Source organism: Hymenobacter metallilatus (genome assembly GCF_003944705.1).
Taxonomy (GTDB): domain Bacteria; phylum Bacteroidota; class Bacteroidia; order Cytophagales; family Hymenobacteraceae; genus Hymenobacter; species Hymenobacter metallilatus.
Genome location: NZ_RWIS01000001.1, coordinates 201,202 through 225,293, shown reverse-complemented (window position 1 = coordinate 225,293; position 24,092 = coordinate 201,202). Strand labels below are relative to the sequence as shown.

The 24,092-nt window shown below is 62.5% G+C and carries 22 protein-coding genes; 10 read left to right on the top strand and 12 right to left on the bottom strand.

Features of this window, described 5'->3' with window-relative positions; all coding sequences use genetic code 11:
• Positions 1-113 precede the first annotated feature (113 nt).
• From EI290_RS00855 to msrA, 5 genes are all read right to left on the bottom strand, one after another.
• Positions 114-908 (bottom strand): amidohydrolase, encoded by a 795-nt coding sequence (locus tag EI290_RS00855; protein WP_125425683.1) that lies wholly within the window; start codon positions 906-908, stop codon positions 114-116.
• Between the two features lie 285 nt (positions 909-1,193).
• On the bottom strand, positions 1,194-2,354 hold the full coding sequence (locus EI290_RS00850; protein ID WP_125425681.1) for a methionine aminotransferase: 1,161 nt from the start codon (positions 2,352-2,354) through the stop codon (positions 1,194-1,196).
• 217 nt (positions 2,355-2,571) lie between these two features.
• Positions 2,572-3,198 carry a hypothetical protein gene (locus EI290_RS00845; RefSeq protein WP_125425679.1) on the bottom strand — a complete coding sequence of 209 codons (627 nt, stop codon included), beginning with the start codon at positions 3,196-3,198 and terminating at the stop codon, positions 2,572-2,574.
• 385 nt (positions 3,199-3,583) lie between these two features.
• A complete protein-coding gene (locus EI290_RS00840; protein WP_125425677.1) occupies positions 3,584-4,243 on the bottom strand; it encodes a hypothetical protein in 660 nt (219 codons plus the stop codon).
• A 375-nt stretch (positions 4,244-4,618) separates the two neighbouring features.
• Positions 4,619-5,302 (bottom strand): peptide-methionine (S)-S-oxide reductase MsrA, encoded by a 684-nt coding sequence (gene msrA / locus EI290_RS00835; RefSeq protein WP_125425675.1) that lies wholly within the window; start codon positions 5,300-5,302, stop codon positions 4,619-4,621.
• 144 nt (positions 5,303-5,446) lie between these two features.
• On the opposite strand from msrA, the gene EI290_RS00830 reads away from it, so the two are divergent.
• Positions 5,447-8,320, top strand: coding sequence for a BamA/TamA family outer membrane protein (locus EI290_RS00830; protein ID WP_246008809.1), 2,874 nt, complete (start codon positions 5,447-5,449; stop codon positions 8,318-8,320).
• Between the two features lie 51 nt (positions 8,321-8,371).
• Here the strand turns inward: EI290_RS00830 and EI290_RS00825 are convergent, their stop codons facing one another.
• Positions 8,372-8,806 (bottom strand): META domain-containing protein, encoded by a 435-nt coding sequence (locus tag EI290_RS00825; RefSeq protein WP_125425673.1) that lies wholly within the window; start codon positions 8,804-8,806, stop codon positions 8,372-8,374.
• A gap of 407 nt (positions 8,807-9,213) precedes the next feature.
• Between EI290_RS00825 and EI290_RS00820 the strand changes: the two genes are divergently transcribed.
• The 3 genes from EI290_RS00820 (at position 9,214) to EI290_RS00810 (ending at position 10,709) form a co-directional block, all read left to right on the top strand.
• On the top strand, positions 9,214-9,618 hold the full coding sequence (locus EI290_RS00820; RefSeq protein ID WP_125425671.1) for a hypothetical protein: 405 nt from the start codon (positions 9,214-9,216) through the stop codon (positions 9,616-9,618).
• 138 nt (positions 9,619-9,756) lie between these two features.
• Positions 9,757-10,179, top strand: a complete 423-nt coding sequence (locus tag EI290_RS00815) for a hypothetical protein (protein ID WP_125425669.1) — start codon at positions 9,757-9,759, stop codon at positions 10,177-10,179.
• An 83-nt stretch (positions 10,180-10,262) separates the two neighbouring features.
• On the top strand, positions 10,263-10,709 hold the full coding sequence (locus EI290_RS00810; RefSeq protein ID WP_185816781.1) for a DUF2141 domain-containing protein: 447 nt from the start codon (positions 10,263-10,265) through the stop codon (positions 10,707-10,709).
• Between the two features lie 6 nt (positions 10,710-10,715).
• Here EI290_RS00810 and EI290_RS00805 read toward each other — a convergent pair whose 3' ends face one another.
• Positions 10,716-11,198 (bottom strand): YdeI/OmpD-associated family protein, encoded by a 483-nt coding sequence (locus EI290_RS00805; RefSeq protein ID WP_125425665.1) that lies wholly within the window; start codon positions 11,196-11,198, stop codon positions 10,716-10,718.
• 82 nt (positions 11,199-11,280) lie between these two features.
• On the opposite strand from EI290_RS00805, the gene EI290_RS00800 reads away from it, so the two are divergent.
• Together EI290_RS00800 and EI290_RS00795 are read left to right on the top strand one after the other, a co-directional pair.
• Positions 11,281-11,982: a DsbA family oxidoreductase gene (locus EI290_RS00800; protein ID WP_125425663.1), complete on the top strand. Its 702-nt coding sequence runs from the start codon at positions 11,281-11,283 to the stop codon at positions 11,980-11,982.
• 100 nt (positions 11,983-12,082) lie between these two features.
• Entirely contained in the window at positions 12,083-14,506 is a 2,424-nt protein-coding gene (locus tag EI290_RS00795; RefSeq protein WP_125425661.1) for a carboxypeptidase-like regulatory domain-containing protein, read from the top strand.
• A 129-nt stretch (positions 14,507-14,635) separates the two neighbouring features.
• Here EI290_RS00795 and EI290_RS00790 read toward each other — a convergent pair whose 3' ends face one another.
• A complete protein-coding gene (locus EI290_RS00790; protein ID WP_125425659.1) occupies positions 14,636-16,747 on the bottom strand; it encodes a glycoside hydrolase family 97 protein in 2,112 nt (703 codons plus the stop codon).
• A gap of 340 nt (positions 16,748-17,087) precedes the next feature.
• Positions 17,088-17,384, bottom strand: a complete 297-nt coding sequence (locus EI290_RS00785) for a hypothetical protein (RefSeq protein WP_125425657.1) — start codon at positions 17,382-17,384, stop codon at positions 17,088-17,090.
• Between the two features lie 543 nt (positions 17,385-17,927).
• On the opposite strand from EI290_RS00785, the gene EI290_RS00780 reads away from it, so the two are divergent.
• On the top strand, positions 17,928-18,506 hold the full coding sequence (locus EI290_RS00780; RefSeq protein ID WP_125425655.1) for a hypothetical protein: 579 nt from the start codon (positions 17,928-17,930) through the stop codon (positions 18,504-18,506).
• Between the two features lie 360 nt (positions 18,507-18,866).
• Positions 18,867-19,541 carry a GAF domain-containing protein gene (locus EI290_RS00775; RefSeq protein WP_125425653.1) on the top strand — a complete coding sequence of 225 codons (675 nt, stop codon included), beginning with the start codon at positions 18,867-18,869 and terminating at the stop codon, positions 19,539-19,541.
• A gap of 153 nt (positions 19,542-19,694) precedes the next feature.
• On the opposite strand, the gene EI290_RS00770 is transcribed toward EI290_RS00775, so the two are convergent.
• A complete protein-coding gene (locus EI290_RS00770; protein ID WP_125425651.1) occupies positions 19,695-20,345 on the bottom strand; it encodes an OmpA family protein in 651 nt (216 codons plus the stop codon).
• Positions 20,342-20,914: a hypothetical protein gene (locus tag EI290_RS22265; protein ID WP_185816780.1), complete on the bottom strand. Its 573-nt coding sequence runs from the start codon at positions 20,912-20,914 to the stop codon at positions 20,342-20,344. The genes EI290_RS00770 and EI290_RS22265 overlap by 4 nt, the downstream gene beginning before the upstream one ends.
• Before the next feature lie 203 nt (positions 20,915-21,117).
• On the opposite strand from EI290_RS22265, the gene EI290_RS00760 reads away from it, so the two are divergent.
• The gene (locus EI290_RS00760) at positions 21,118-21,321 is read left to right on the top strand and encodes a DUF433 domain-containing protein (protein ID WP_185816779.1); all 204 of its coding nucleotides are present in this window, start codon (positions 21,118-21,120) and stop codon (positions 21,319-21,321) included.
• Between the two features lie 84 nt (positions 21,322-21,405).
• Here EI290_RS00760 and EI290_RS00755 read toward each other — a convergent pair whose 3' ends face one another.
• Entirely contained in the window at positions 21,406-22,713 is a 1,308-nt protein-coding gene (locus EI290_RS00755) for a zinc metalloprotease (RefSeq protein WP_125425649.1), read from the bottom strand.
• Between the two features lie 100 nt (positions 22,714-22,813).
• Between EI290_RS00755 and EI290_RS00750 the strand changes: the two genes are divergently transcribed.
• On the top strand, positions 22,814-24,091 hold the full coding sequence (locus EI290_RS00750; protein ID WP_125425647.1) for an AAA family ATPase: 1,278 nt from the start codon (positions 22,814-22,816) through the stop codon (positions 24,089-24,091).
• The last annotated feature ends 1 nt before the right edge of the window (position 24,092 follow it).

The following is a 24,092-nucleotide window of genomic DNA, read 5'->3' as shown; positions in this document are numbered from 1 at the left end:
CCATTACAACGAAGCAGTAGAGATGCTTCGACTCCGCCTCCGGCTGCGCGGACGCCAGATGAAGCATGACGGGCTTTTTGCCTAATCAACAATCACCAATCACCAATCAATACTCAACACTCCACTTTACTCCGCAGCTCGAAGGCGTCGCCGTCTTCCAGGGCCGTGAACCGTTCCCGGAAGGCGGTTAGCTCGGCGCGGCGCAGGGCGCGGGTAATACTGGTTTCCTGGTTGCCTACCTCCACCAAATACTCGCCGCGCATGTCCAGCAGGGCCGAGTCGCCGGTGTAGGGGAGGCTGTTGCCGTCGATGCCCACGCAGTTCACGCCCATGGTATAGGCCAGGTTTTCGATGGCGCGGGCCCGTAGCAGCGTTATCCAAGCTGTGCGCCGGGCCGAAGGCCAGTTGGCCACGTACAGCAGCAGATCGTAGGGCTGGTCCATAGGGTTGCGGCTCCACACCGGGAAGCGCAGGTCGTAACAGATAAGCGGACAGATACGCCAGCCGCGCCATTCCTCGATCAGGCGCTCCGTGCCGGCCGTGTACACATTTTGCTCGCCGGCCAGCGTGAAGAGGTGACGCTTGTTATAATAGCTTACCGAGCCATCGGGGCGCACCCAGAGCAGGCGGTTGTAGTAGCGGCCTTCCTCCTCAATAATAAGGCTGCCCGTTACCACCGCGTCGCGCGACTCGGCCACCAGGCGCATCCATTCCAGCGTGGGGCCTTCCATGGGTTCGGCCAGGGCGGCAGCTTCCATGCTGAAGCCAGTAGTAAACATTTCCGGCAGCACAATCAGGTCTGTAGCAATGGAAATTTCGTCGATATGGCGACTCATTTCCTGACGGTTGGCAGCAGGATCGTGCCAGTGCAGGGAAGCCTGCACGAAAGAAACAGTTAAATCAGACACGGCAGCAGGTGTTTAGCGGACAGATAAGCTGTGAAGTTTACAAAAAAAGATGCTATCCGACAAGGAAATATTTATATGATAGTGCGCTAGGCAAACAAGATTATTAGAGCGTGTTTGTGAATGGTCCTGCTCATCCGGTGGCCGCATGTCGAAGCACCTCTATCGTTCCGTCGGCTCGTTCCACGAAGCGGTAGAGATGCGTCAACATGCGGCCGCCAGATGAGCAGGACAAAAACGACGTTCTTATGCGTTTTCTTTTGGAAACACAGCTGTTCCGGTTCCGCTTCACCCCAGACCGGCCAGCCGCTCGGCGGCGGCCCGGAGGGTGGCTTCCTGCTTGGCGAAGCAGAACCGCACCAGGTGGTGGTCGTGGCGGTTGTGGTAGAATGCCGACAGGGGCACCACGGCCACGCCGGTTTCGCGGGTGAGTTGGCGGGCAAAATCCTCGTCGGATACGCCGGGGGCCAGGGCGCTGAAATCGGCCACCTGAAAGTAGCCGCCCTGCACCGGCAGCAGCCGGAAGGCCGTGGGCGCCAGCAGCTCCCGAAACAGGTCGCGCTTCTGCTGGTAGAAGGCGGGCAGCGTTTCGTACAGTCCGGCCAGGGGTAGCACGTCGGCCAGGGCGTGCTGGGTGGGCGTGCTCACGCTGAACGTCAGGAACTGGTGCACCCGCCGCAGCTCGGCGCTCAGGGCGGGCGGAGCCACGCAGTAGCCCACCTTCCAGCCAGTAGCGTGGTAGGTTTTGCCAAACGACGACAGCACAAACGCCCGCTCCCGCAGCTCGGGGTGGCTGAGCACACTGGCGTGCCGGGCCCCGTCGAATACCATGTGCTCGTACACCTCGTCGCTGAGCAGCAGGGTATCGGTGTTGCGCAGCAGGGCGGCCAGGGTGTCGAGGTCGGCGGGCGTGAGGATGGCCCCGGTGGGGTTGTGGGGCGAGTTAATCATCAGCAGCCGGGTGCGGGGCGTGAGGGCGGCGGCCACCCGGTCCCAGTCGGGCCGGAAGGTGGGCGGCGACAGGGGCACGTACACCGGCACGCCGCCCTGCAAGCGCACGGCCGGGCCGTACAAATCGTAGGCCGGTTCCAGAATCAGCACTTCCTCCTGGGGGCGCACCACGGCGGCCAGCACGGCGTACAGGGCTTCGGTGGCGCCGCTGGTCACGGTAATGTCGGTGGCGGGGTCGGGGAGGTAGCCGTAGAGGCGGGCGGTTTTGGCGGCAATGGCCTCGCGCAGGCGGGGCAGGCCGGGCATGGGCGCGTACTGCTGATGGCCGGGCGTGAGCACCTGCCGGGCCAGGGCTTCCAGCAGCTCCCGGGGCGGGTCGTAGTCCGGAAAGCCCTGGGCCAGATTGATGGCGCCGGTTTCCTGGGCCAGCTGGGTCATCACCGAAAAGATGCTGGTGCCCACATCGGGCAACTTAGAAAGTAGAGCAGGCTGGGGCATACAACAATAGCAAAGAGAGGTGCTGAAATATACTCAGCACCTCTCAGTTACGCTTTAGCGGTTTCGAGAACAATGTAGCGCAGGCTTTAGCGGATTACAGATGCTTTGCACTTCAGCTACCTGCGCATACGGAAATAGAGGAAACGACAGAAAAGAGCACGAGAATTTTGCACCTAATAAGCAATTAAATGGCTGCGTGCGTGGAGGCAAAAATTGATTAGTAGCGAATAGCAATCCGGAATGTGTCCATACCGGCCACGTTATAGGGAATACGGGTTTCTGTATTCGGTACCGTACGGCTGCCGTTTAACTGCCAAACCACTACGTTCAGGTCGCCGGCTGGCACTGGCCGGTAAAGAACCGTGTCCAGCGGGGGGCGTATTGTTACTGTTTGAGCAAACCCCCATACATAGATATTCACGGCATCCGAACGGGGAGGAGCATCCTGCAATTGCACGGCCACCCAGGCTGGGGCCACCACGGGCACCCGCACGTTTTTATTCTTGCGCCCACCTTTCAGCTTCGGCGCCGATACGTAGTCCGTTTCCCCTCGATTGGAGGAGGCGCGGACAATATAATCCCGGTTGGATTGAGCGTCGAAGGAAAAGGAAAAATGGCCTTGCCCGTCGGTATCCCGCCAGTCGCCGACCTGCGTAAAGTTGGAATAAAAGCTACTCTGTCGGCTCGCAAACACCGCCACCTGGGCCGGGCCTACTGCCTGGCCAGTCGCAGAATCAATTACGGTGCCCTCCACCGTCGTCTGACCACTCTCCTCAAATAAGGAGCAGCCGCTGATAAGGCAGCAAAGCAAGCCTAGTACATAAGGCTTTACGTTCGTAAGCATGAGAACGAATGATATATGAAAGAATAGAACAAGACTTTACTTCCAGGAAGTAAAAAATAGTGCAATAGGGCAAGAAGTAGAGCGTAAAGTTTTACTTCTGTATGAACCTGTTTAGGAAGTAGACAGAGCTTAGAGAGGCCGTCATGCTGAGCTTGTCGAAGCATCTCTACTGCTTCGCGTGGGCCGTTCAATAAAGCGGTAGAGATGCTTCGACAAGCTCAGCATGACGGTCTTTTGACTTTCTAAACAGCTTCTATGGCAAGATTGCTAGTAAGAAGGATATGGGGCAAGTAAAAAGAGGATTTCTTTACGCTCCCTGCAAAAACGGCCGCCACTGTTTGCCGGAAGCAAACGGCGGCGGCCGGAACAAATGGAGTTGGGTAGCTTACCCCTTGCGCTGGTAGGGGAACCGCTTGGCGGCGTTGCGCATGAGGGCGTTGGTGAGGTTCTGGGCGTTGTCGGTGAGGCCCCCGCCGCCTTGCAGCTGGCAATCGTATTTCCAGAGCAGGCGGCCGGCCTGCTGGTCGTGCAGGCTCAGGGAGGCCGTTACCTCATCGGAAATGGCGTAGAAGGGCGTGAAAACGTTGATGGCTACGGCCGCGGCCAGGGGCAGGGGTTTGTTGAGCATCAGCTGGCCGGTTACCACGGCATCCACGCCCAGCAGCTTGGCCAGCTCTTCGCGGGGTTTCAGCTGCATGTCCTCGTAGCTGAGGCCGGCCTGCTGGAGCAACGCATTGGTGCGGGCCACATCCTGAAACTCCACGGTGTAGCCGCCTTTTTTATCGGCGCGGTGCAGCAGCCAGCTGAACACGTTGTTCTGCACGGCCAGGCCGGTCTGGTACTCCTGCTCGGCCAGCTCGCGCTGCGTCGGGCGCGGCCCCCGGCCCAGCAGCTGCGGCGCGGGCCGGATGTGCACGTTGAAGGGCAGGATGGCTACCGTACGGTGTTGGGGCTGCACCTGCTGGCGGAAGTCGCGGGCGGTGTACACCCGGGGCGCACAGGCGGCCAGGCACAGGAGCAGCAGGAAGGGAAGAAGCTTTTTCATGGCAAACAGAAGCTGAGATACAAAGGATATGAGTAGCCCGGTCCGCGCAGCATAGGGGGTGGCGGGGGCAGTATCAGCTTCTGGCCAGAAGGAGGATGAACGGGTATTTGCAAACCCGATGCCAGTTTTTAAGGAAAAGTTCCAAAGCCGAGAAAAAATTGTGCGGGATGGGCAGCTAAGCAAGTTGTCGTTCCGAGCAGAAGGTTATCCTGACGAAAAACCGCTCCGCAGCCCAGGGTTTAAACGCTGGGCTAGGGAGCGGTTTTCTCGTGAGATTAGGCTGTGTGGACAGTCAGCACGCGAGATTCCTCGGCTTTGCTAGGAATGACATGCTGGTGTACCTGAAGCCACGTTCTAACATTTCCGATTCGGGGGTTACAGCGGGTTTTTCAGCAGCTGCGGAAACTTGTGGCGGAACTTCTCCACCTTGGGCGTGGAAACGCTTTGCACGTATCCTTCGCCGGGGTGGAGGCGGAAGTAGCCTTGGTGGTAGCCCTCGGCCGGCCAGAACTTCTGGAAGGGCAGCACCTGCGTCACGATGGGGCTGCCGTACTGCTTGCTGGCGTTCACGCGGGCTATGGCCTCTTCGATAACCTTTTTCTCAGCCGGAGTCCGGTAGAAGGCAATGGAGCGGTACTGCCGGCCGGCATCGGGGCCCTGGCGGTTGAGGGTGGTGGGGTCGTGAGCTGCCCGGAAAAACACGTCTACCAGCGTGGCAAAGCTGATTTGCTTGGGGTCGTAATAGATTTCCACCGATTCGGCGTGGCCGGTCTGGCCGCTGCCTACTTCCTCGTAGGTGGGGTTGGCCTCCTTGCCCCCGCTGTAGCCCGATACCACGGCCTGCACCCCTTTCAGCTCCTCAAAAATTTCCTCGGTGCACCAGAAACAGCCCCCCGCAAAGGTAGCCGTAGCCAGGCCCGGCTGGTTGGTGGGGGCGGGGCCAGCCGTGGAGCGGGTAAGGGGGCCGGTTTTGGCTTGGGCCTCGGTGGGCCTACGTTCCGAGCAGGAGGCCAGTAACAGGATAAGCAGGGCCGCGAGGCCGTTTTTGAGCAGGTTCATGAGCGGGCAAGTCGGGGTGAATCAAATTGGAAAAATCTACATACGCAGCTACCCGCCAACCGGACGCCCCGGGCCGGTACCGCCGGTTTGGTTTCGGGCGGTACAGGTAGTTTCTTCGGGCATCCCAACCGTGTGTATCCGCTCGTGAACTTCCCCCTGCGTACTCTGTGGCCGGCCCTGGGGCTGGCGGTTTTGCCCGCTACGGCCCCGGCCCAAACCCTGCTGCCCGTGGAGCAGCAGCTGCCCGCGGCGGTGCGCTGGTACGAGGTGCGCACGCCTCATTTCCGAGTGGTGTATCCGCAGGGGTTTGAGGAGCAGGCCCGCCGCACGGCCCGGCGGCTGGAGCAGGTGCACGAGCCGGCAGGTGCTTCGCTGGGTCTGGCCGGGCGGCCGGTTACGGTGGTGCTGCAAACCCGCAATACCATTGGCAACGGCTTCGTAACGCTGCTGCCCCGCCACTCCGAGTTTTACACCACCTTTCCCCAGGATCCGTTTCTGCCCGGCACCCTCGACTGGCTCGACCAGCTAACGGTGCACGAGTACCGCCACGTGGTGCAGTTTGATAAAGCCCACCAGGGCCTCGGGCAGCTGGGCTACCTGCTGGGTGGCTACGGAGGGCTGGGCCTCACCACGCTGGGCGTGCCCGACTGGTTTGCCGAGGGCGACGCCGTGGGTACCGAAACCGCCCTGACCCGCAGCGGCCGGGGCCGCATCCCCAACTTCGACGCCTACTTCCGGGCCAACCTGCTGGCCGGCCGCCGGTATTCCTACGCCAAGGCCGTGGCCGGCTCGTACCGGGATAATGTGCCCAACCACTACGTGCTGGGCTATTTCCTGACTACCCGGCTCAAGCGCACTGCCCCCGAGCCCGGGGTATGGGGCGCGGTACTCAACCGCTACTACCGCTTCCCGGTGTATCCGCTGTCCTTCTCCGATAAGCTGCGCCGTACCACCGGCCTGCGCCCCGACGACCTGTACCAGCAAACCGTGCGGGAGCTGGACAGCCTCTGGCGCCGGGAAGCGACCAACCGGCCCGTAACGCCCGCCACGGAACTGCCCGTGGCCGCGTCGGAAAAAATCTTCACCGATTATCAATACCCGCAGTACCTCAACGACCACACGGTAGTGGCCCTGAAAAGCGGCCTGGGCCACACGCCCCGGCTGGTGGCGCTGCGCCCCGGCCAGCCCGAGCGGGAGCTGTGGGTAATGGGCCTGCACCATAACCCCGAGCAGCTGTCGGCGGGTGGGGGCAAGGTGGCCTGGCTGGAATTCCGCTACCACCCGCGCTGGCAGCAGCAGGTATACTCCGAGCTGCGGGTGCTGGACATGACTACGAGCCGGAGCCGCCTGATCCGCCCTGGCCGCCGCACCCGCTACACCACCGCCGTGCTCAGCCCCGATGGTAAGCGCCTGCTGGCCGTGAGTACCGACTCCAGCTACCAGCACCGCCTGCACCTGCTCGATGCCGAAACCGGCCGCGAGCTGCGCACCTTCTCCAACCCCCTGAACCAGCCCTACCTGCACCCCCGCTTCGGGGCCGATGGGCGCACCGCCGCCGTGGTGCGGCTGGAAACGGCCGGTAAGCGCCTGGAGCTGCTGGATACCGAAACCGGCCAGGTTCGCACCCTGCTACCCGCCGCCAACGACAACCTGGCCCAGCCCCAGCCCTGGCAGGAGTACGTGCTGTTTACCTCGCCCCGCTCGGGGCAGGAGGAAGTGTACGCCGTGCGCATCGGCACCGGGGAGGTGCGGCAGGTAACCAGCCGCCCCGTGGGCAGCTACCACCCCGCCCTTAGCCCCGACGGGCAGCGGCTGGCTTTCCACGAAATCAGGGCCCAGGGTAGCCGGGTGCTGGAAATGCCCCTGAACCCCACCGGCTGGCTGCCGCCTGCTGCCCCCGCCCCCAACCGCTACGCCGACGAGCTGACGGCCCGGGAGCCCGGCGCCCGTACCGTGGGGCCGGTGCTCCCGCAGGATTCGGTGAGCGGGCCAGCCTTGGCCGCCCGGCGCTACCGTCGCCTACCCCACGCCCCCAACCTCTACGGCTGGGGCCTGGTACAAAGCCCCTCCGGTACGGGCCTCAACCTGGGCATCCGGGCCCAGGATGTGCTCAGTACCACCCAGGCCGTAGCCGGCGTGGGCTACGATGGAGTGGAGCGCACCGGCCGGGTGTTTGCCGATGTAAGCTACCAAGGGCTGGGGCCGGTGCTGGATGCAGGCGTTGAGCAAGGAGGCCGCCGGGCCATTGGGAGCGTGGCTGCCGGTGGGCTGGGCGAAAGGAGCTGGCAATACACCCGTCTGCAGGTGGGTAGCCGCCTGCCCCTGGTACTCACCAGTTCCCGTATGCTCACGTCGCTTTCGGTAGGGGCCTATTATCAGCTGGAGCAGACCAATAACTATCCTTTTGCCACGCGCTACCTTACCGAGGTGGGCACCCGGCCCCTACAGGTGCTGCTGGGCACTATAAGCGTTGCCCGTACCCTGCGCCAGAGCACCCGCGACGTGGCCCCACGCTGGGGGCAGAGCCTGTCCCTGACGGTGCGGGATACGCCCTTTGGCCACGGGCTGCAGGCCCGGCAGGTAGCAGGGCAGGCAAGTTTTTTTCTGCCCGGGGTAGGCTGGCACCATGCCCTGCGGCTGCGGGCCGGCTACCAGTACCAGCAGCAGAATGAGTACCGGTTTGGGGCGGCCATCTTCTATCCGCGCAACCTGCCGTATCTGAGCGCCAACCAGCTCACTTCCCTCAGCGCCGAATACCGTCTGCCCCTGGCCGATGTGCATTGGGAGCTGGGCCGGGTGCTCTACATCCAGCGCCTCAAGGGCAATGCTTTTCTCGATGGGGTGCGGGTGGCATCCCCGGGCCTGCGCCGCAGCTATTATTCCACCGGTTTCGATGTGTCGGCCGTGTTTAACCCACTGCGGCTGCGCACTCCCCTGGAGGTAGGCCTGCGCACGGTGTACGACTCCTACTACCAGCGCTGGCAACTGCAGCCCCTGGTCCTGAACGTGGGGTTCTGACCCGGCTCGCCCGTGGCTGCTGGGGCGAAGCCGGCGGGCCGGCTACAGGCCTTACTCCGCGGCCTCAAACACCAGCTGCGGCTCGGGGTGGGTGGCGTCGTAGAGGTAAAGCTGCCGGTTGCGGATGGTGTAGCGGGTGATGCCGGGCAGCAGCTGCAGGTAACGGGTTTCCTGTTGTTGGTTGCCGCAGGTGGCATAAGTGCTGCCCTGCGCGCTGAACGTAAGCGCCGCAGTGCCGCTTGCAAGGGTGTACCGGCCCCCGTACTGGTTACAAAAGGCGCGGCCCCGGCTACTACCCTCCACCGAGCTCAGGGTGAGGTCGGTGGCGGTACTGCCGGCCTGCAGCTGGGGCTTCTGGCCCTCCAGCTCCGTTAAGATCCAGCGTTGGTCGAGCAGGTACACGGGGGCCGGCACCGGCTCATCGTGTTTGGTGCAGCCGCCGAGCAGGGCCACAGCAGCTAAAAACGAAGCGTAACGGAGCGGCATCGTGAGGTACAGCGTAACGGAACGAAAAAGATGGGCTGATACGCCAAGGAGGCCGTACGGGCGGGAATAGTTGCAACCCCTGTGCCAGTATCGGTTTCGCCGGCGCAAACTCTACCGGAAAATTCGGCCTGGGCGCCGTGTCGTAGCGTGGTGGCCGGGCGGACCGGTGCCCGGCTCGGCGGGCGGGGCCACCTGCCAGCCTGGGCCACCCTGGCTGCCGGATTTTTACGGGTGAAACCGGGGGATAATCGATTGATGAATAGTATATTGAACTCGTAATACGCCAGTGGGCCCAACTCGGCCAGAACGACGACTGGTTGGTTTCTTGCCGCAAGTATGTAGGCTGCGTCTGCCTGGGGTTCCGGCCCCGGCGGGCGGCCAGCTTCCGTCATCCAAAGCCGACACCGGTGCAGTGTATTCTATTTGATAAGCCCTTCCTGCTGCTCACCTACGACGCCGTTAACTGTTGGCTGCATGCCCAGTGGCGCGGGCATCTTACGCTGGAGGTTGTGCGCGAGGGCTCAGAAAAGGTGCTGGAGCTGGTGCAGACCCACCGGTACCAGCGCCTGCTCAACGACAACACCCGGGTAACCCTGCTCGATCTGACCGAAGAAGAGCAGCAGGGCTACCAGATCATGCACCTGCTGTTTGAGGCGGGGCTGCACTACCTGGCCTGGGTGTACGCCCCCGTTGCCCAGGGCCGCTCCTACGCCGATAACTCGGTGGCCGCGGCCGGGTGGCCGCTCGTTCTCACATTTGAGGAGTACGAGCTGGCGGCCGAGTGGCTGCTGCAGATGCCCTCAGGTGCTTAGCCGAGCCGGAGCCAGAGTTGGCCGGCCGGGTTACCGCGTTGACCGAAGCCGGTTTTCCTCCCCGGCCGGTGCCGCGTACACCCCCGCAGGCTGGCAGCCAGTTGCCGGCCGGTTAAGCCCCCTCGGGCGCCCAGTATCATGTCTGAACTACGGCTCCATACCGAATCGTACGGTGAGCTGCTCCTGCTACCCCATGTTCCCTGCCTGCTGATCCGGTGGCATGGCTTCGCCAACAGCCACAACCTGCGGTTTCTGCTTGATAAAGGCCTGGAGCTGTATCAGGCCCACGCGCCCCGCTACCCCCGCCTGGGGTGGGTGGCCGACACCCGGCGGTTCGGGGCCATGCCCCCCGCCGACCAGCAGTGGGCCCTGCACAGCTGGAACCCCCGCGCGTATGCGGCCGGCATCCGGCACCTGATTTTTGTTTCCCCGGATACCATTTTCGGCCAGATTGCTTTGCAGCAGTACGCGCACAATCTGGAAGCAGCGGCCCTGGGCTTGCGGGCTACCTACGTTTCGTCGCTGGATGCGGCCTGGCAGCAGGTCCTGGCCACCCGCTGAGCCCGGAGCCCGAAGCCTGGGGCTGAATGTTTTTGCGGGGTTGGGTGTTGCCGATGCATTGTGCCACTGTCTACCCCTCTGCTATGCCGCTTCTTCGTTCCCGCTGCCTTACTATGGCCGGTGCCCTGGGGCTCCTGCTGCCTACCACTGCCGTAGCGGACGATGCTGCCTCAGTTACCGTGGTGGTGTCGGCGCTGGCTTCCACCACTTCGGCCGTGAAACTCTATTTCTATAACGTGCGGGACCGGTTTCTGACCAAGGGCGGCTATGCATTCATGAAGGTGGTGAAGCCCGGCGGCCAGCGGCAGGTGACGCTACCCGTGCAGCTGCCCCCCGGCGACTGGGCCGTGGCCATTACCCAGGATGTAAACAACAACGACAAGCTGGACAAGAACATGATGGGCATTCCCACCGAGCCCTTTGCCTTTTCCAACAACGTGCGCCCCCGCTTTGCCCCGCCCGCTTTTGATGAGTGCAAGTTTACCGTGGGCGGCCCCGCCCGGGTAGTAAGCATTGTGCTGACGCGCTAGGGCCACTTAGCCTTTCCGGAGCGGGTGCCCGCCCCGGGCCAGGCGCTCCGTAATTTCCACAGCCCGGCGGGCCCGGGTTTCCGGCTGTTTGCCGCTGCCAATGTGCTGCGCCACGGCCCGCCGCATGCTGCCGGCCAGCAGTTCGAACCGGACACCGGCCTCGGGCCAGGCTTCCAGGGCTTCCGCCAGCTCCTCGGGCAGGTCTACGCGGTTGGGCTCCGGATCGGGGGCCAGGGCCAGAGTAACCCGCTGGCCCAGCTGCACTCCACTGGCCTGGCACAGGTCTTTGTTGATGAGCAGGTAGCGGCCCCCACCGGTAAGCGGCAGCAGGCCCAGGCGTACGGGGTGGCCGTTGAGCGTGCCCGTTACCCGCCGGGTAGCATTGCCACCCAGCGCCTCCAGCACCAGCGGAGGCACTATTACCACCTGGGTAGGCATAAAGCTGGGGCCGCCCGCTTCCAGCGTGGCCTCGAAGGTGTGCGTATACATGCAGGCAGGAGAAGGAGCTACAAAACTTTTTACGGCCGGATGGGCTTATGGCAGTTCAAGCTTGCACCAACGTATTTGCGTCATGAAAATAGAAATCTGGTCGGATATTCTGTGTCCGTTTTGCTACATCGGCAAGCGCCGCCTGGAAAAAGCCCTGGCAGCCTTCGACCATGCCGGGGAGGTAGCCGTTCAGTGGCGCAGCTTCGAGCTGGACCCACAAGCCAACCCCACGCCCGGCGAAAGTCAGTACGCCCGCCTGGCCCACAAGTACGGGCAGAACGAGGCCTGGGCCCGGCAGATGAGCGCCAATATGGAGCAGATGGCGGCCGGGGAAGGCCTGGCTTTCAACTTTGATACGGTAGTGCCGGCCAACTCCCTGCGGGCTCACCGGCTGGTGCACCTGGCCGCCCGCCATGGCCGCCAGGATGCCGCCAAGGAACGTCTGTTTCAGGCCTACCTGGAGCAGGGACTCGACATCAACGACGTGCCTACCCTTACGCAGCTGGCCGCTGAGCTGCAGCTGCCGGCCGCCGAAGTGGCGCAGCTCTGGGTTTCCAATGACTTTGAGCAGGAAGTGCGCTACGACGAATACCAGGCCCAGCAGATTGGCGTCCGGGGCGTACCCTACTTTGTATTCGACGACAAGTATGCCGTTTCCGGAGCCCAGCCCACGGAGCTGTTTCTGGAGGTGCTCCAGAAGGTGTGGGCCGAAGCCCGCCCGCAACCGGTGCAGCTGGCCGGCCCCGAGGGAGCCTCCTGCGGCCTTGATGGGGGCGCGTGCTAACCGCCTGAGCAGCTACCGGAGGCAGCGCGTAGCAGGGCTGGCACTACTGCAAAACCCGCTATACTTACGGGCCTTATCTATTCTGTACGTATTCTGAGCCATGCTATTCCGCTGCTTTACAACGGCTGTATCCCTAACCGTTGCGCTGGCCCTGGTGCCGGCCGCTTCTGTTCCCCTATGGGCCCAGGCCGCCACTCCCGCCCCAGCCACTGAGAAGGCCTATCTGCACCTGAACCAGGAGGCGTATGCAGCCGGCGAAACCCTGTGGTTTACGGCCTACGTATTGCCGGCCGCCAGCCCCAGCCAGGTGGTGTACGTAGATGTGGTGGCCCCCGACGGGCAGCTGCTGGCTCACCGCACCCTGGCCGTGCGGGCGGGTAGTGCCCCCGGCGACGTAACCCTGCCTGCCAGCCTGGCTCCGGGGCGCTACCTCATCCGGGCCTATACCACCCAGATGCGTAATGTGCCGGCCAGCTTGTTCACGCGCACTTTCCTGGTGCAGGCGGCTCCGCAGAAAACGGCCGCGGACGAAACGGCCCTTGCGGTGCAGTTTTTTCCGGAAGGGGGCAGCTGGGTAAGCGGCCTGAGCAGCGTAGTGGCCTTTACGGCTACCGATGCGGCCGGCCGGGGTCAGGCCGTGAGCGGCACAGTGCAGGACGACCAGGGCAAGGAAGTAGCCCGACTGGTGGCCGGACCAACCGGGCTGGGCCGCTTCGAGCTGGTGCCATTGCCGGGCCGCCGCTACGAAGCCCACCTGCGGCGGAGCGGTGAGTTAGCGGCCCGCGTGTACGCACTGCCGGTGGCCCAGGCAACCGGGGTGAGTATGCAGGTGCAGGAAGCCGGCCCCGACTACCTCGTGACAGTGCGCCGCCGCAGCCCCCAGCCCCCGGCCGCCCCCGAGTCGCTGATTCTGGCGGCGCAGGTTCAGGGCAGAGTGGTGGTGTCGCAGCAGGCCCGGCTGCAGGAGGTAACCACATTTCGTTTGCCCCGCAAGCAACTGCCCGCCGGTGTGGTGCGGCTGGTGGTGCTGGATGCGCAGCAAACGCTCTATTGTGAGCGGCTGGTTGCCAACGGGGAGGCTGCGCCTGGTTTAACCGTCCGGATTCAGCCTGACAAAAGCCAGTATGCCCCCGCCGAGCGGGCCACGCTGCAGCTACAGGTGCTGAATGCGGCGGGCCAGCCGGTGGCCGGACGCTTTTCGGTGGCCATAAACAAGGCCCGGCCTGCCGTTGCGGCCGCCACCCCCGATATCTATTCCTACCTGACCCTGACCTCCGCCGTGGGTGGTCCGGTTGTACCCTCAGATGCGTACCAGGCTCCCGAGGCACTCTCCGGACGGCTGCCCGATGACTGGCTGCTCACCCAACGCTGGCGCGGCGGCTCCGAGCCCGGGGCTGCGGCTTATGCCCCGGAGCAGGGCCTGACGCTGGGTGGCAAAGTAACCAACGACCGGCAGGAGCCCGTGGCCAACGTGCCCGTAGTGCTCACGCGCCCTGTTACCCAAAAAACCGAGCAGACGCTGACGGATGCGCAGGGGCATTTTGCATTTGCCAGCTTCTCGGCCCAGGATACCTTGCCCGTCCGCCTTGAGGCCCTGCCCATAAAAGGAGTGAAGCGTCCGCGCATTCTGCTGGATGCCGAGGTGGCCTCGGTGGCTCCCCTCACAGAAGCCGAAGCCCAGATGCCGTTGGGTGCTGCTTCAGAGGCAGTGGGCACCTCCGCTGCGGGCTCCGGCACTGCGGCCGGCCGGCGGGGCATTGAGCTCCGCAATGTGGTAGTAGAAGCCAACGGCCGGCCGGCACTTAAACCCGACAACCGCCGCATCTATAGCCGTGCCGATGCCGTTATTCAGGTGCAGAACATAGTGGGCATCAGCGCCTACCGCGACGTAATACAGGTGCTACAGGGCCGGGTGCCGGGCGTAACGGTGGTATCCAACCAGGGCTTTCTGCAGGTGGTTATGCGCGGCAACAGCTCTTCCTCCATGGAGCGGTTCCGGCTGGCCCCCGCCGCCACGGCCCGTGGTGCCCGGGTGCCCCTGCCACCTTCTGCCGAAACGCCTACGGGCAGCCAAACCGGCAAAAGCCCCCTGTTGCTGCTGGACGGGGTATCCACGGATATTAATATGATTAACTCGGTGCCCGTCAACGATATCGAGACAATTGAAGTGCTGAAACCGGCCGCGGCAGCTATTTTCGGGGATAGAGCCGGGGCGGGGGCTATTGCCTTTCTTACCCGCCGGGGCAACCCCAACTATGACCCTACCCGTCCGGCCCCGGTGCTGCCGCCTCTGTATGCGCCACCCCGCTACTCCCGGCCCCAGGCGTTTCGGCCAGCTCCCGCCCTCAGCCCGGATGTGCTGTACTGGAACCCCACCGTACAAACCGATGAAACCGGCCGGGCGCGTGTGCTGGTGGACGTGGCACCGGCAGCGGGCGTGTACACCATCACGGTGCAGGGCATCTCGGGAGCAGGAGAAGTGGGTAGCGGCCGGGCGGAGCTGCGCGTGGTCACTCCCAGGTAAACCATTTAGGAATAAGGTTTTAGTAGCTGCAGCTCAGCAAACGAGGCCGCCGCGCACTGGGCGCAGCGGCCTCGTTTGCTGAGCTGCAGCTACTAACTGCGGGGCCGGATGGTAAGCCGGCCTGCTGCCCTACCGGGCCAGGGGTTTGAGGCTGATGGCGGCCCCGCCGCCGGCCGCCAGCCGCAGCTGCAGCACCGATTTGCTGCTGACTTTCTGCCGGCGGATCTGGTAGGCCATGGGGTTCTTATCCCAGGAAGCCCCCTTGCCATCGGCGTAAATGGTTGCCTCGTACTGCCGGCCGGCCGGCAGAAAGTCCAGCCGCAGGGTTTGGGCCCGGGCCTGCTCATCGGTAACGGCGCCCACGTACCAGTCCTGCGTACCCTTGGCCTGGCGGGCAATGGTGATGTAGTCGCCGGGCTCGGCGGCCAAAATGCGCGTATCGTCCCAGTCTACGGCCACATCCCGGATAAACTGAAACGCATCGGCGTGCTGCTCGTAGGCTTCGGGCAGGTCGGCGGCCATTTGCACCGGGCTGTACATGGTCACGTACAGCGCCAGCTGCTTGGCCAGGGTGGTATGCACCTGCCGGCCCTTGTTTTGGGCTGGGTTCCAGCTTTCCAGCTTGATCTGGAAGATGCCGGGCGTATAGTCCATGGGGCCGCCCATCAGGCGGGTGAAGGGCAGAATGGTTTCGTGCTCGGGTGGGTTGCCGCTGCTCCAAGCATTAAACTCGTTGCCGCGCGCCGCCTCCGAGGCCAGCCAGTTGGGGTAGGTGCGGTGCAGCCCCGTGGGTCGTACCGATTCGTGCATATCCACCAGCAGCTGGTGCTGGCCGGTAAGGGCGGCGGTGCGGTTGTAATGGTTCACCATCCACTGCCCGTCGTGGTGCTCCCCGCGCGGAATAATGCGGCCTACGTAGCCGGTTTTCACGGCATCATAGTTGTGCTCCTTCATGAAACGGTAAGCCGCTTCCTGGCGTCGCTCGTAGTTGGTTACGGAGGAGCTGGTTTCGTGGTGCATCATTAGTTTCACGCCTTTGCTGGCGGCGTAGCGCTGCAGCTCCTGCACGTCGAAGTCGGGGTAGGGTGTCACGAAGTCGAACACCTCCTCCTTCCAGTTGTTGGCCCAGTCCTCCCAGCCCACGTTCCAGCCTTCCACCAGCACGCTTTGCAGGCCGTTGCGGGCGGCAAAATCGATATAGCGCTTCACGTTGGCGGTGTTGGCTCCATGGCGTCCGTTGGGGCGCAGCTTGCTCCAATTGGTACCGGCCAGCTTGATGTTACTGGTATCGGCGTAGTTCCAGCTGGCCCGGTTTACGTGCATTTCCCACCACACGCCCACAAATTTCTGGGGCTTTATCCAGTCGGTGGAGGTGAGCTGGGTAGGCTCGTTCAGGTTCAGAATAAGTCGGCTGGCCAATACCTCGGGCGCTTTGTCGCTCACCACAATAGTGCGCCAGGGCGTGTGCTCCGGGGCCTGCAGGTAGGCAGCGGCGCCAGTTGCGCCGGGTACCAGGTGGCTGCGCAGCCCAAAGCTCCTGGTATCCACGTCCAGCATCAGGGCGGGGTAGTTCACCAGCGCGGCCTCATGGATGTTCACGTACAGCCCGTCATCAGCTTTCAGCATCAGGGGAGTTTGCACGCGGGTAGGGTCGGCTTTCAGCTGAATGGGTTCGATGGGAGTAGTATTCACCTCGCTCAGGCGCGTGGTGCTGTAGGTGTACTCGTTGGAGTCGTAGTCGCCCGGAATCCAGAAGGCCTTGTGGTTGGCCGGCAGGTTGAACTCGGTAGCTTCCTGCTGCACCACAAAATAGGTGAGGCCGGGCTGCTGCGGCACCTCGTAGCGGAATCCCAGGCCGTCATCAAACAGCCGGAACACCACATCCAGCAGGCGGCCGGGAGCGACTGGCTGGCGCAGGTGCACCGTGAGCTGGCGGTAATGGTTGCGGATGTTTTTCTGCTCCCCCCACACCGGCTGCCAGGTATCGTCGTGGGTCAGGGAATCAACACGGATAATCTGAAACCCCTGGTGCAGGCCGGGCTGGTTTTGCAGTAGCAGCCCCATTTTGCTGGGTTGTAGTACCGGTTTGCTCCCGAAGCGAAGCTGATAGGTAGGCTCACCGGCGGGGCTAAGCTGAAACTGTAGCGCAAGCTTGCGGCCGGGTGAATAAATGGTTTGGGCCAGAGCGGAAATACCAGGACTGGCTGCCAGCAGCAGGGCCACCCAGCAGGCACGTTTCATGCGCAGCATCAGAGAAAGGAAAAAGTGAAAAGCGAGGCAAAGTCGCAAAATACCCTCGGACGCTGCAGAAACTGCCCCAAATCGGCGCAAATAGCAGGTTGAATCAATGCTAAGCTCCGGGTGGTTGGAGGGGGTATGGCAGCTGGAAATACGGCTTTGCCTGGTTGGGCGTCCGTATGCCGATGCGTTGCCGCCCCGGCAGCGCATCGGCACGAGCGGTCTGTTGATCTGCATTATCATGCTTCCGCTGCTTTCCTACGCACAAAAGCGGCCCACCGTGTAGTGAGCCGCTTTTGGGTGCAGGAAAGTGGGCCGCAGTCTGGCAGACTGCTCGCGCAGCTTAGTAGGTGGAGCCGTTCGAGGCTTTGGCTTTTTTCTTATCCCGCTTCTCCATGGCTTTGTTTTTCCGCTGCTCCCGCGTCATGGTGGGTGCAGTGTTGGGGGTCATGGTAGCCCGGTCGCTGGCGGGCTGGGTATTGCTGGCGGGCAGGGTGCCCAGCGAGCCTTGGGGCTGCGCCGGTGGCGACGACTGGGGACTTACGCTGCCGTTTACGGTAGGAGTACTCTGGGTAGTTTGGGCCGAAGCAGCGGAGATACCAAGCAAGAGGGCAACTGCGGAAGCAAAGAAAATTTTCATGGCGTTTTGTGCAAAAAGGATGAAATAGATGCTCCGTATACGCCTGTCTACCGGGGGAGATGCTGCTCCGCGAGGAAAGCCAAAATTCTGCAACCCTACGCTTGAGCTTGCCGGCGGGCGGTTTTTGCACCAAAACCTAGCTTGCAGCCCAACAGGAACGGCGGGAACAGCACCGCCCAGAAACCCGGAAATCAACCCGCTGCCATCCGGTGCCTGGGCTGGCTCCGAAGTACCAGCTCAGTGCGTTTTTTCCGCTTCATCGGGCCCTGCTGGTAGCTGCGCCAAGCCGGAAAGCATGACCCTGAGCGCCTGCCAGAGCCGGACCAAGATAGTCCGGTGCCGGACTGCCGCCTCCAAACCTCGCTGATCCACATGTATATGCGGTTGCGTCGGCTCCCCCAAATACTGAACTTGGACGTGTTCTTTTTGCTTGCCTGGCATGGCGCCGTGCCCAGGATAAGCAGGTAAGAAATCTTCCTTGCCTAGTGTGTTTCACCTCTGCTTTCTGCCGTGCTCAGCAGAAGGCATTTTCCTGCTATGAACATGAACGCCAAAGCCGTTGCCCTGCATTCCAAAATCCAACTCGTCGGCGCCATCAATCCGGCCGCCTGGGATGCCTTGATTCCTCATTCGCATTTCGTTTTCACCGATGCCCACGTAAACCTGCTCGCCGCCGACCTGGTACGCCAGATCAGCAGCCAGCTCACCGACCCCAGCCTGCGCGAGCAGACCTTTGGGGTATCTCAGCAAATGGCCCGCTCGGCGGCATCGGGCCTGGCAGCCAGCTGGGAGCCCGGCGACGAGTTGTGCCCGCCCTGGCGCTGGCCCTTCCCGCATCCGCACGGGCTGGAGTGGCTGGAGCAGCTGGAGCAGGTGCTAAAGCCGCAGCCGCAGCCCTGGAAGTCCATTGGAGCCGCCGAGCAAGTGCAGCTGGCCTACCAGCTCACGCAGGTGGCGGCCTTAACCAGCGAAGCCAGCTTCAGCCTGGAGCTGCTGCACCTGGCCAGCCGGGTGGCGGCAGTTGCCAGCCGTACCATGCTGGATGAGTTTGAGCGCTGCGGCACCCGGCCCCGCCCAAAGTTCCCCCGGAAAACCCCTAACCAGGTGCCGCAGCTGGTGTAGCCCCGCTGTACTGCCGCGTGAGTGACGGCAGCGTACCAGGCCGCTGCAACGGCCCGGTACTTCCAACGCCCCCGGTCGGCTGGCCGGGGGCGTTGTGCGTGTAGGCGAGGCAAGTGGTGCGGCACAAGCACAGGAGTTCTGCTTTTCAGGTTCCTTCTCTCCGTTTTCCGAGAGGGGCCGGGGGATAAGGCCAACCGTTGACCCATGCCACCGCACTACCATAGCCCTACTACTCAAAAGAACAGGAGGTAATTGATTTTTCCTTCGGATTTAGGCAGCTGAACAATTCGGAAGTGTAGTCGGCCCTCGTATGTTTGTGGCCGGCCCCTGGCCATCTGCCCACCGTTCCTTTCCGGCTATATGACTCCTCCTGAACCCAACCGGTTGGCGGTGCTTGATTCGTACGATATCCTGTACTCGGCCCGGGAAAAGCTGTTTGATGACCTGGTAGAGCTGGCTGCGTATATCTTCAGCGTGCCGGTTGCGCGCATCGCCTTTGTGCACCAGCTGGAGGTATGGCACAAGGCCAGCGTAGGAATGCCGGCGCAGGAAGTGCTGGCTCCCGAGCAAACCCTCTGTACCCGCGCCATCCAGGCCGAGGAACCTGTGTTGGTCTATACCGATTTGGCCGCCGTGCCGGGCCTGGGTACTTCTGCTTCCCAGGAGCGCCAGGTCCGGTTTTACGCCGGAGCGCCCGTGCGGACGGCGCAGGGCTATTGTCTGGGTACCGTGTGCCTGGCTGGCTACGAGACCCGCGAGCTGACCGAGGCCGAGCAGCAGCTGCTGATGCAGCTGGCCGACTTGGTGATGCAGGCCCTGGAAGCCCGCCGCCAGCACCTGTTGGCCCGCAGTACCCAGGGCTGGGAGCAGCTGCGGCAGGAAGCCGAAGAAACCCTGCACAACCAGATGGCGGTGGTGCGCTACCTCAAAGCCCGTAGCGCTGGCCAGGTACCCGTACCTGATGAGCTGCTGACGCCCATTGCCCGCCGCCTGCACGAAGTGGCCCAGGTATTGGCCATTCAGCCGGAAGGCTAGGGAGCCCGGGGCTCATGCGAGCCTGCTACGCAAACCGCCCGGCCGGGCAGCAACAACCAAGTGCTGCTGCCCGGCCGGGCGGTATTTCGGCTACCAACTGGCCAGCAGGTGGCCAGCTCAGCTTTGAGGGTGAAGCAGCTGAGCTACCAAAAGCTAGGAGATAATAACCTCCACGCGGCGGTTTTGCTGGCGGCCGTCGGGGTTGTCGGTACCGTCGGGTTTGGTGTTAGGGGCTACGGGGTTGGCTTCACCCAGGCCCTGTACCTGCAGCTGCCCGGCCGCGCCGGCCTGGTGCCGGGTCAGCCAGTCGGCAATAGCCTGCGCGCGGCGCTGGGAGAGGGTGCGGTTGTAGGCATCATCGCCCTTGGAATCGGTATAGCCGTTGATAACGACGCGGCTCTTGGTGTATTGCTTCACTACGTCGGCCAGCTTCTCCAAGGTAGGCGTGGCCCCGGGTTTGATGTCGGCTTTATCGAAATCGAACAGCACGTCGGTATCAAAGTTGATAACCAGGCCCATGTCCGTCATTTTACCGCCCAGGTCGCTGGCCGCGCCCGACAGCTCACTGACTGCGCCGGTGAGTTTCTGGCCCTGGTCGGGGCGGGGGGCACTGGCGGGAGTTGCCTCAGCGGCCGGGGTGGGTGCTGCTGAGCCCACGGGGGCGTTGGCAGTGCCCGTCAGGGGCTGGCCGGCTTCGGGCGGGGCGGCATCGGTGGAGGGGCGGTTGTCGGAGCAGCCCGCCAGTAACAGGGCCGCCAGCAGCAGCCCGGCCGGGCGCAGGTTGCAGCGCAGGACGCAGCTCATCGTTGAATGGTGATGCCGTCGAAGGAGCCCATGCCCGGCAGGCTCAGCGAAATGGTGGTGCTGGTAGCCGGCGGGGCCGGAAACTTAAAGCTCATGATGCCGGGGCCGGACTTGCGGGCATCGGCTGCCACACTTTTCTTGCTGTAGTCCAGGGGCAGCGCCATGTACATGCCCGACTGGTCTTTGAGCACGTTGTACTTGCGGGAGGTAGCGTCGTCGATGTAGGATATCTGGTCGATTTCGGCGCGTACGGTTTCCGAGTTGGAATCGGCAGTAGGGGGCAGGGAAGCCTGCAGCTCCACCGTCAGAATATCTCCTACTACGCGGGCCTTTGTGAGAGCCACCTGGGTGCCTCTGGGGCCGGGCTGGGTGCCCAGGGCCGGCGTGGCGGGGGCCGCCGGAGCGGCCGTTTCGGCGCGCTCCACGCCGGCCGAAGCATCGGCTGGGGCGGCCGGGGCCGTCGGCGTTTCGGTAGCGGCCGGGGCAGTGGTGGTTTCGGCGGGTTTTTCCTGGCTGCAGGCGGCCAGGCTCAGGGCCAAGGCGCTGGCAACAACGAGAGACTTTTGCATGGGAACGGAGAGTGGTGGAGCTTACTGGTACGCAGTCAATGAGCTAGAGGTTAATCATATGCCCCTGCCCTCGTCGTCGCCGCGCCGTTGGCCGTGACGGTAGCGAAATTGGCACGAGTGTACCTGGTAGGAATAGTGAGAACTATTCTCTCACTATTCCGCACATTTAAGAAAGCCCCGTACTTATGGACTACCACGCATAGATGCCCATCAACCCCGAAGTACGCTTCGGGCGGCTGTGCATTGCGGGCACGCGCATTAGCGTGGCCGATGTGCTGGGCTCGCTGGGCAGCGGCCAAACTATACCCGAGATTCTGAAGGACTTCCCGGAGTTGACCCAGGCCCAGGTTCAGGCCTGCCTGCTCTACGCCGCCGACCGGGAGCGGCATCTGCGCATTGCCAGATGAAGCGACTACTGGCAAACGCGCCAGTCGTGAGGTAGCTGGGTGGCTCTTTCTCTCGGAATGAAACCAACCTGCGGGCCTCAACTCTCAACATACATTACAGTTAGTTTCCAGCTGTACCGGCCGGGGCTGAGATGCCGCTTGATCAATTCGCGCCTGTAAGTCGTCGAAACACTCCTGGGCTGGGGCGCGGTTGCTGATGTGGGGAGCTTGCTGTGTTTGAAGGCGAGCGGCTTGCAGCAACCGGTTGGCTTCCTTGTTATTACCCTCTATGTGAGCCACAGCTGCCCGTGCAAACAAGGCTTCTTCGTCCGTGAAGGGTTTTATCTGCTGCGCTTTATCCAGCCAGTAGCGGGCCTGCTCGTGGTTGTGAGTGTGCAGGGCTGCCACGTAAGCGGCCTCGGCCAGTATATGCTGCTGCATGGACTTGGGGCCGAGCTTGCGGCGGTCCAGGGCTTCGTTGAGGTGCAGGCGCAGCTTTTCCAAGTCGCGGCAGTCGTGATAGTAGCAGTAAGCTAGGTAGTGGGCATACAAATCGAGCACGCTGTGGCTATGGTATTCTGCAAACGCCGTTACAGCAGCTAAGTCCCAGTCGCGGGGGCGTGTTCCCTGGTGGTGGAGATACTGAAAATACAGCAGCCCCACGTGCTGGTGCATGGCCGATCCGCCCCTGGCCAAATCCCAAAGCCGTTTACCGTCTATAATATGGCCAGTAGATAAAGTGAGGGGCAGCAAATTCAGGGCGCCTACCAGTATTGATAGCCATCCGAATACACAGTTGGCTGCATCCAACAGATACAGTGGCCCCGACAGCGTGTAGCCATAGGGAACCAGCCAACGATAATGCGCATACAGGGCCAGTCCGCCCGTAAGCAGGTTAGCCAGCGGACCACCGGCAATCAGTAAGGCATAGCGCCCGCGCAGGTGGTGCGGATGTACGGGATAGGTTGCGACAAAGCCGCTTAGCTTATCACGCTGTGGCTGAAGTTTCCATTGCCAGCCGTCGGCCTGCTGGGTCAGATGCAGTGGTCCGGCACTGAATGACAGCAGCCGAAACCCGGCCAGCCAGCCCATCAACGTGTGGCCCCCTTCGTGTAGCAAAATGAAACCAAAATATGCCACGGGAGCCATAAGCCCCCACCAGCTTACAATAATGGGCCAGGGCAACCCCGTGGTTGTGGACCGCAACTGTAACAACGCCCACCACTCGTTCCAGTGCAAGGCAAGGATGATTCCCCATAACACCGCCAAGAGCGTAAGATTGAAACGGAGGTTACGCCGCCGCTTTTGTTCAGGGGTAAGCGGCGCGTCGGGCTTGGAAAAATCAAGTATTTGTAGGGTAAAAATAGCGCGTACTGAAAATAGGACTTGAAAGTAAACGATGTTCAGCAGCAAACCATAGCCGGCGTTGCCCAGGCACCATAAAAGCCGACAAAGGGCGTATGGACGTCACGTACAGAAACCCCGTACTTTGCACCTACTACCGCCTTGCCCCATGCCCGACGTTCCCACCACTACCGGTTTCCCCCGCCTCACCTACCTGCGCATCAAAAACTACCGCGCCCTGCGCGACGTGGAGCTGCGCGACCTGACGCCGCTGACGGTACTCATCGGCCCCAACGGCAGCGGCAAATCCACGGTGCTCGACGCGCTGGCGTTTCTAGCCGAAGCCGTGAGCGGCAACCTGCAGCAAGCCTGGGAAAAGCGCAACCGGTTTGCGGGGATGCGCACGCGCGGGCAGGAGGGGCCGATTGAGTTTGAGGTGAGAATTAAAGTTGAGCCTGAGGTAGCGTTGATTTATCTTCTTGCTGTTGATGAGTACAATGGAAGCTGTTGGGTTGTGGATGAAGTGATGGAACAGCGAGACAAGGGGATAACACAACAAGTTTTTAAACTTACACATCGTGGTTTAGTAAGGATTGAAGACGAGAGGCTGCGCATGATACAGGGTACCCCACCCAATAACTATGATATATCTTATGGTGGTGTAGAGGGGTTTGCACGCGCCTCTTCTAAACATCCTTGGTTATTCCACAGTGCCTATAGTGAGGGGATAATGGACTTTGATTCAGGCCTAACTCAAGTAGAATTCCAAGTTGCCAGATTACTCACCTCCTACCGCTACATCCACCTCACCGACGACCACCTGAAGGGCTACTCCGATGCGGGGCCGCGGGAGAAGCTGTCGGCCAATGGCGACAACCTGCCCAACGTGCTGTACTACCTGCACACCAAGCACCCGGAGGCGCTGGCCCGCATCAGCGAGCAGCTGCGGCGCTGGGTGCCGGGGCTGGCGGAGGTGGTGATGGAAAGTACCTCCGATGAGCGGCTGCTGCTGCGCTTCCGGGATGCGCCGTTCGAGAAGCCGCTGCCGGCCCAGTATATGTCGGATGGCACGATGCGGCTGGCGGCCCTGCTGACGCTGCTGTACGAGCCCAACGCCACCGGGCTGCTGGGCATTGAGGAGCCGGAAAACGAGCTGCACCCGCGCCTGCTGCCGCGCCTGGCCGAGGAGCTTATTCAAGCCACCGAAACGCGGCAGCTATTGGTGGCTACTCACTCGCCGGCCTTGCTGAACAGTATGGAGCCGGAGCAGGTCTGGATTCTGCACCGGGGAGCCGATGGCTACACCCAGGCGTCGAGGGTGGCCGATATGCCCGATATCGTGGCCATGGTAGAAGAAGGCTCGCCGCTGGGCTACCTCTGGTCGCGAAACTTCTTTGAGGTAGGCGACCCGCTGGCTTCTCCTTCTGCTACGCCAACCCAGGAGTAAG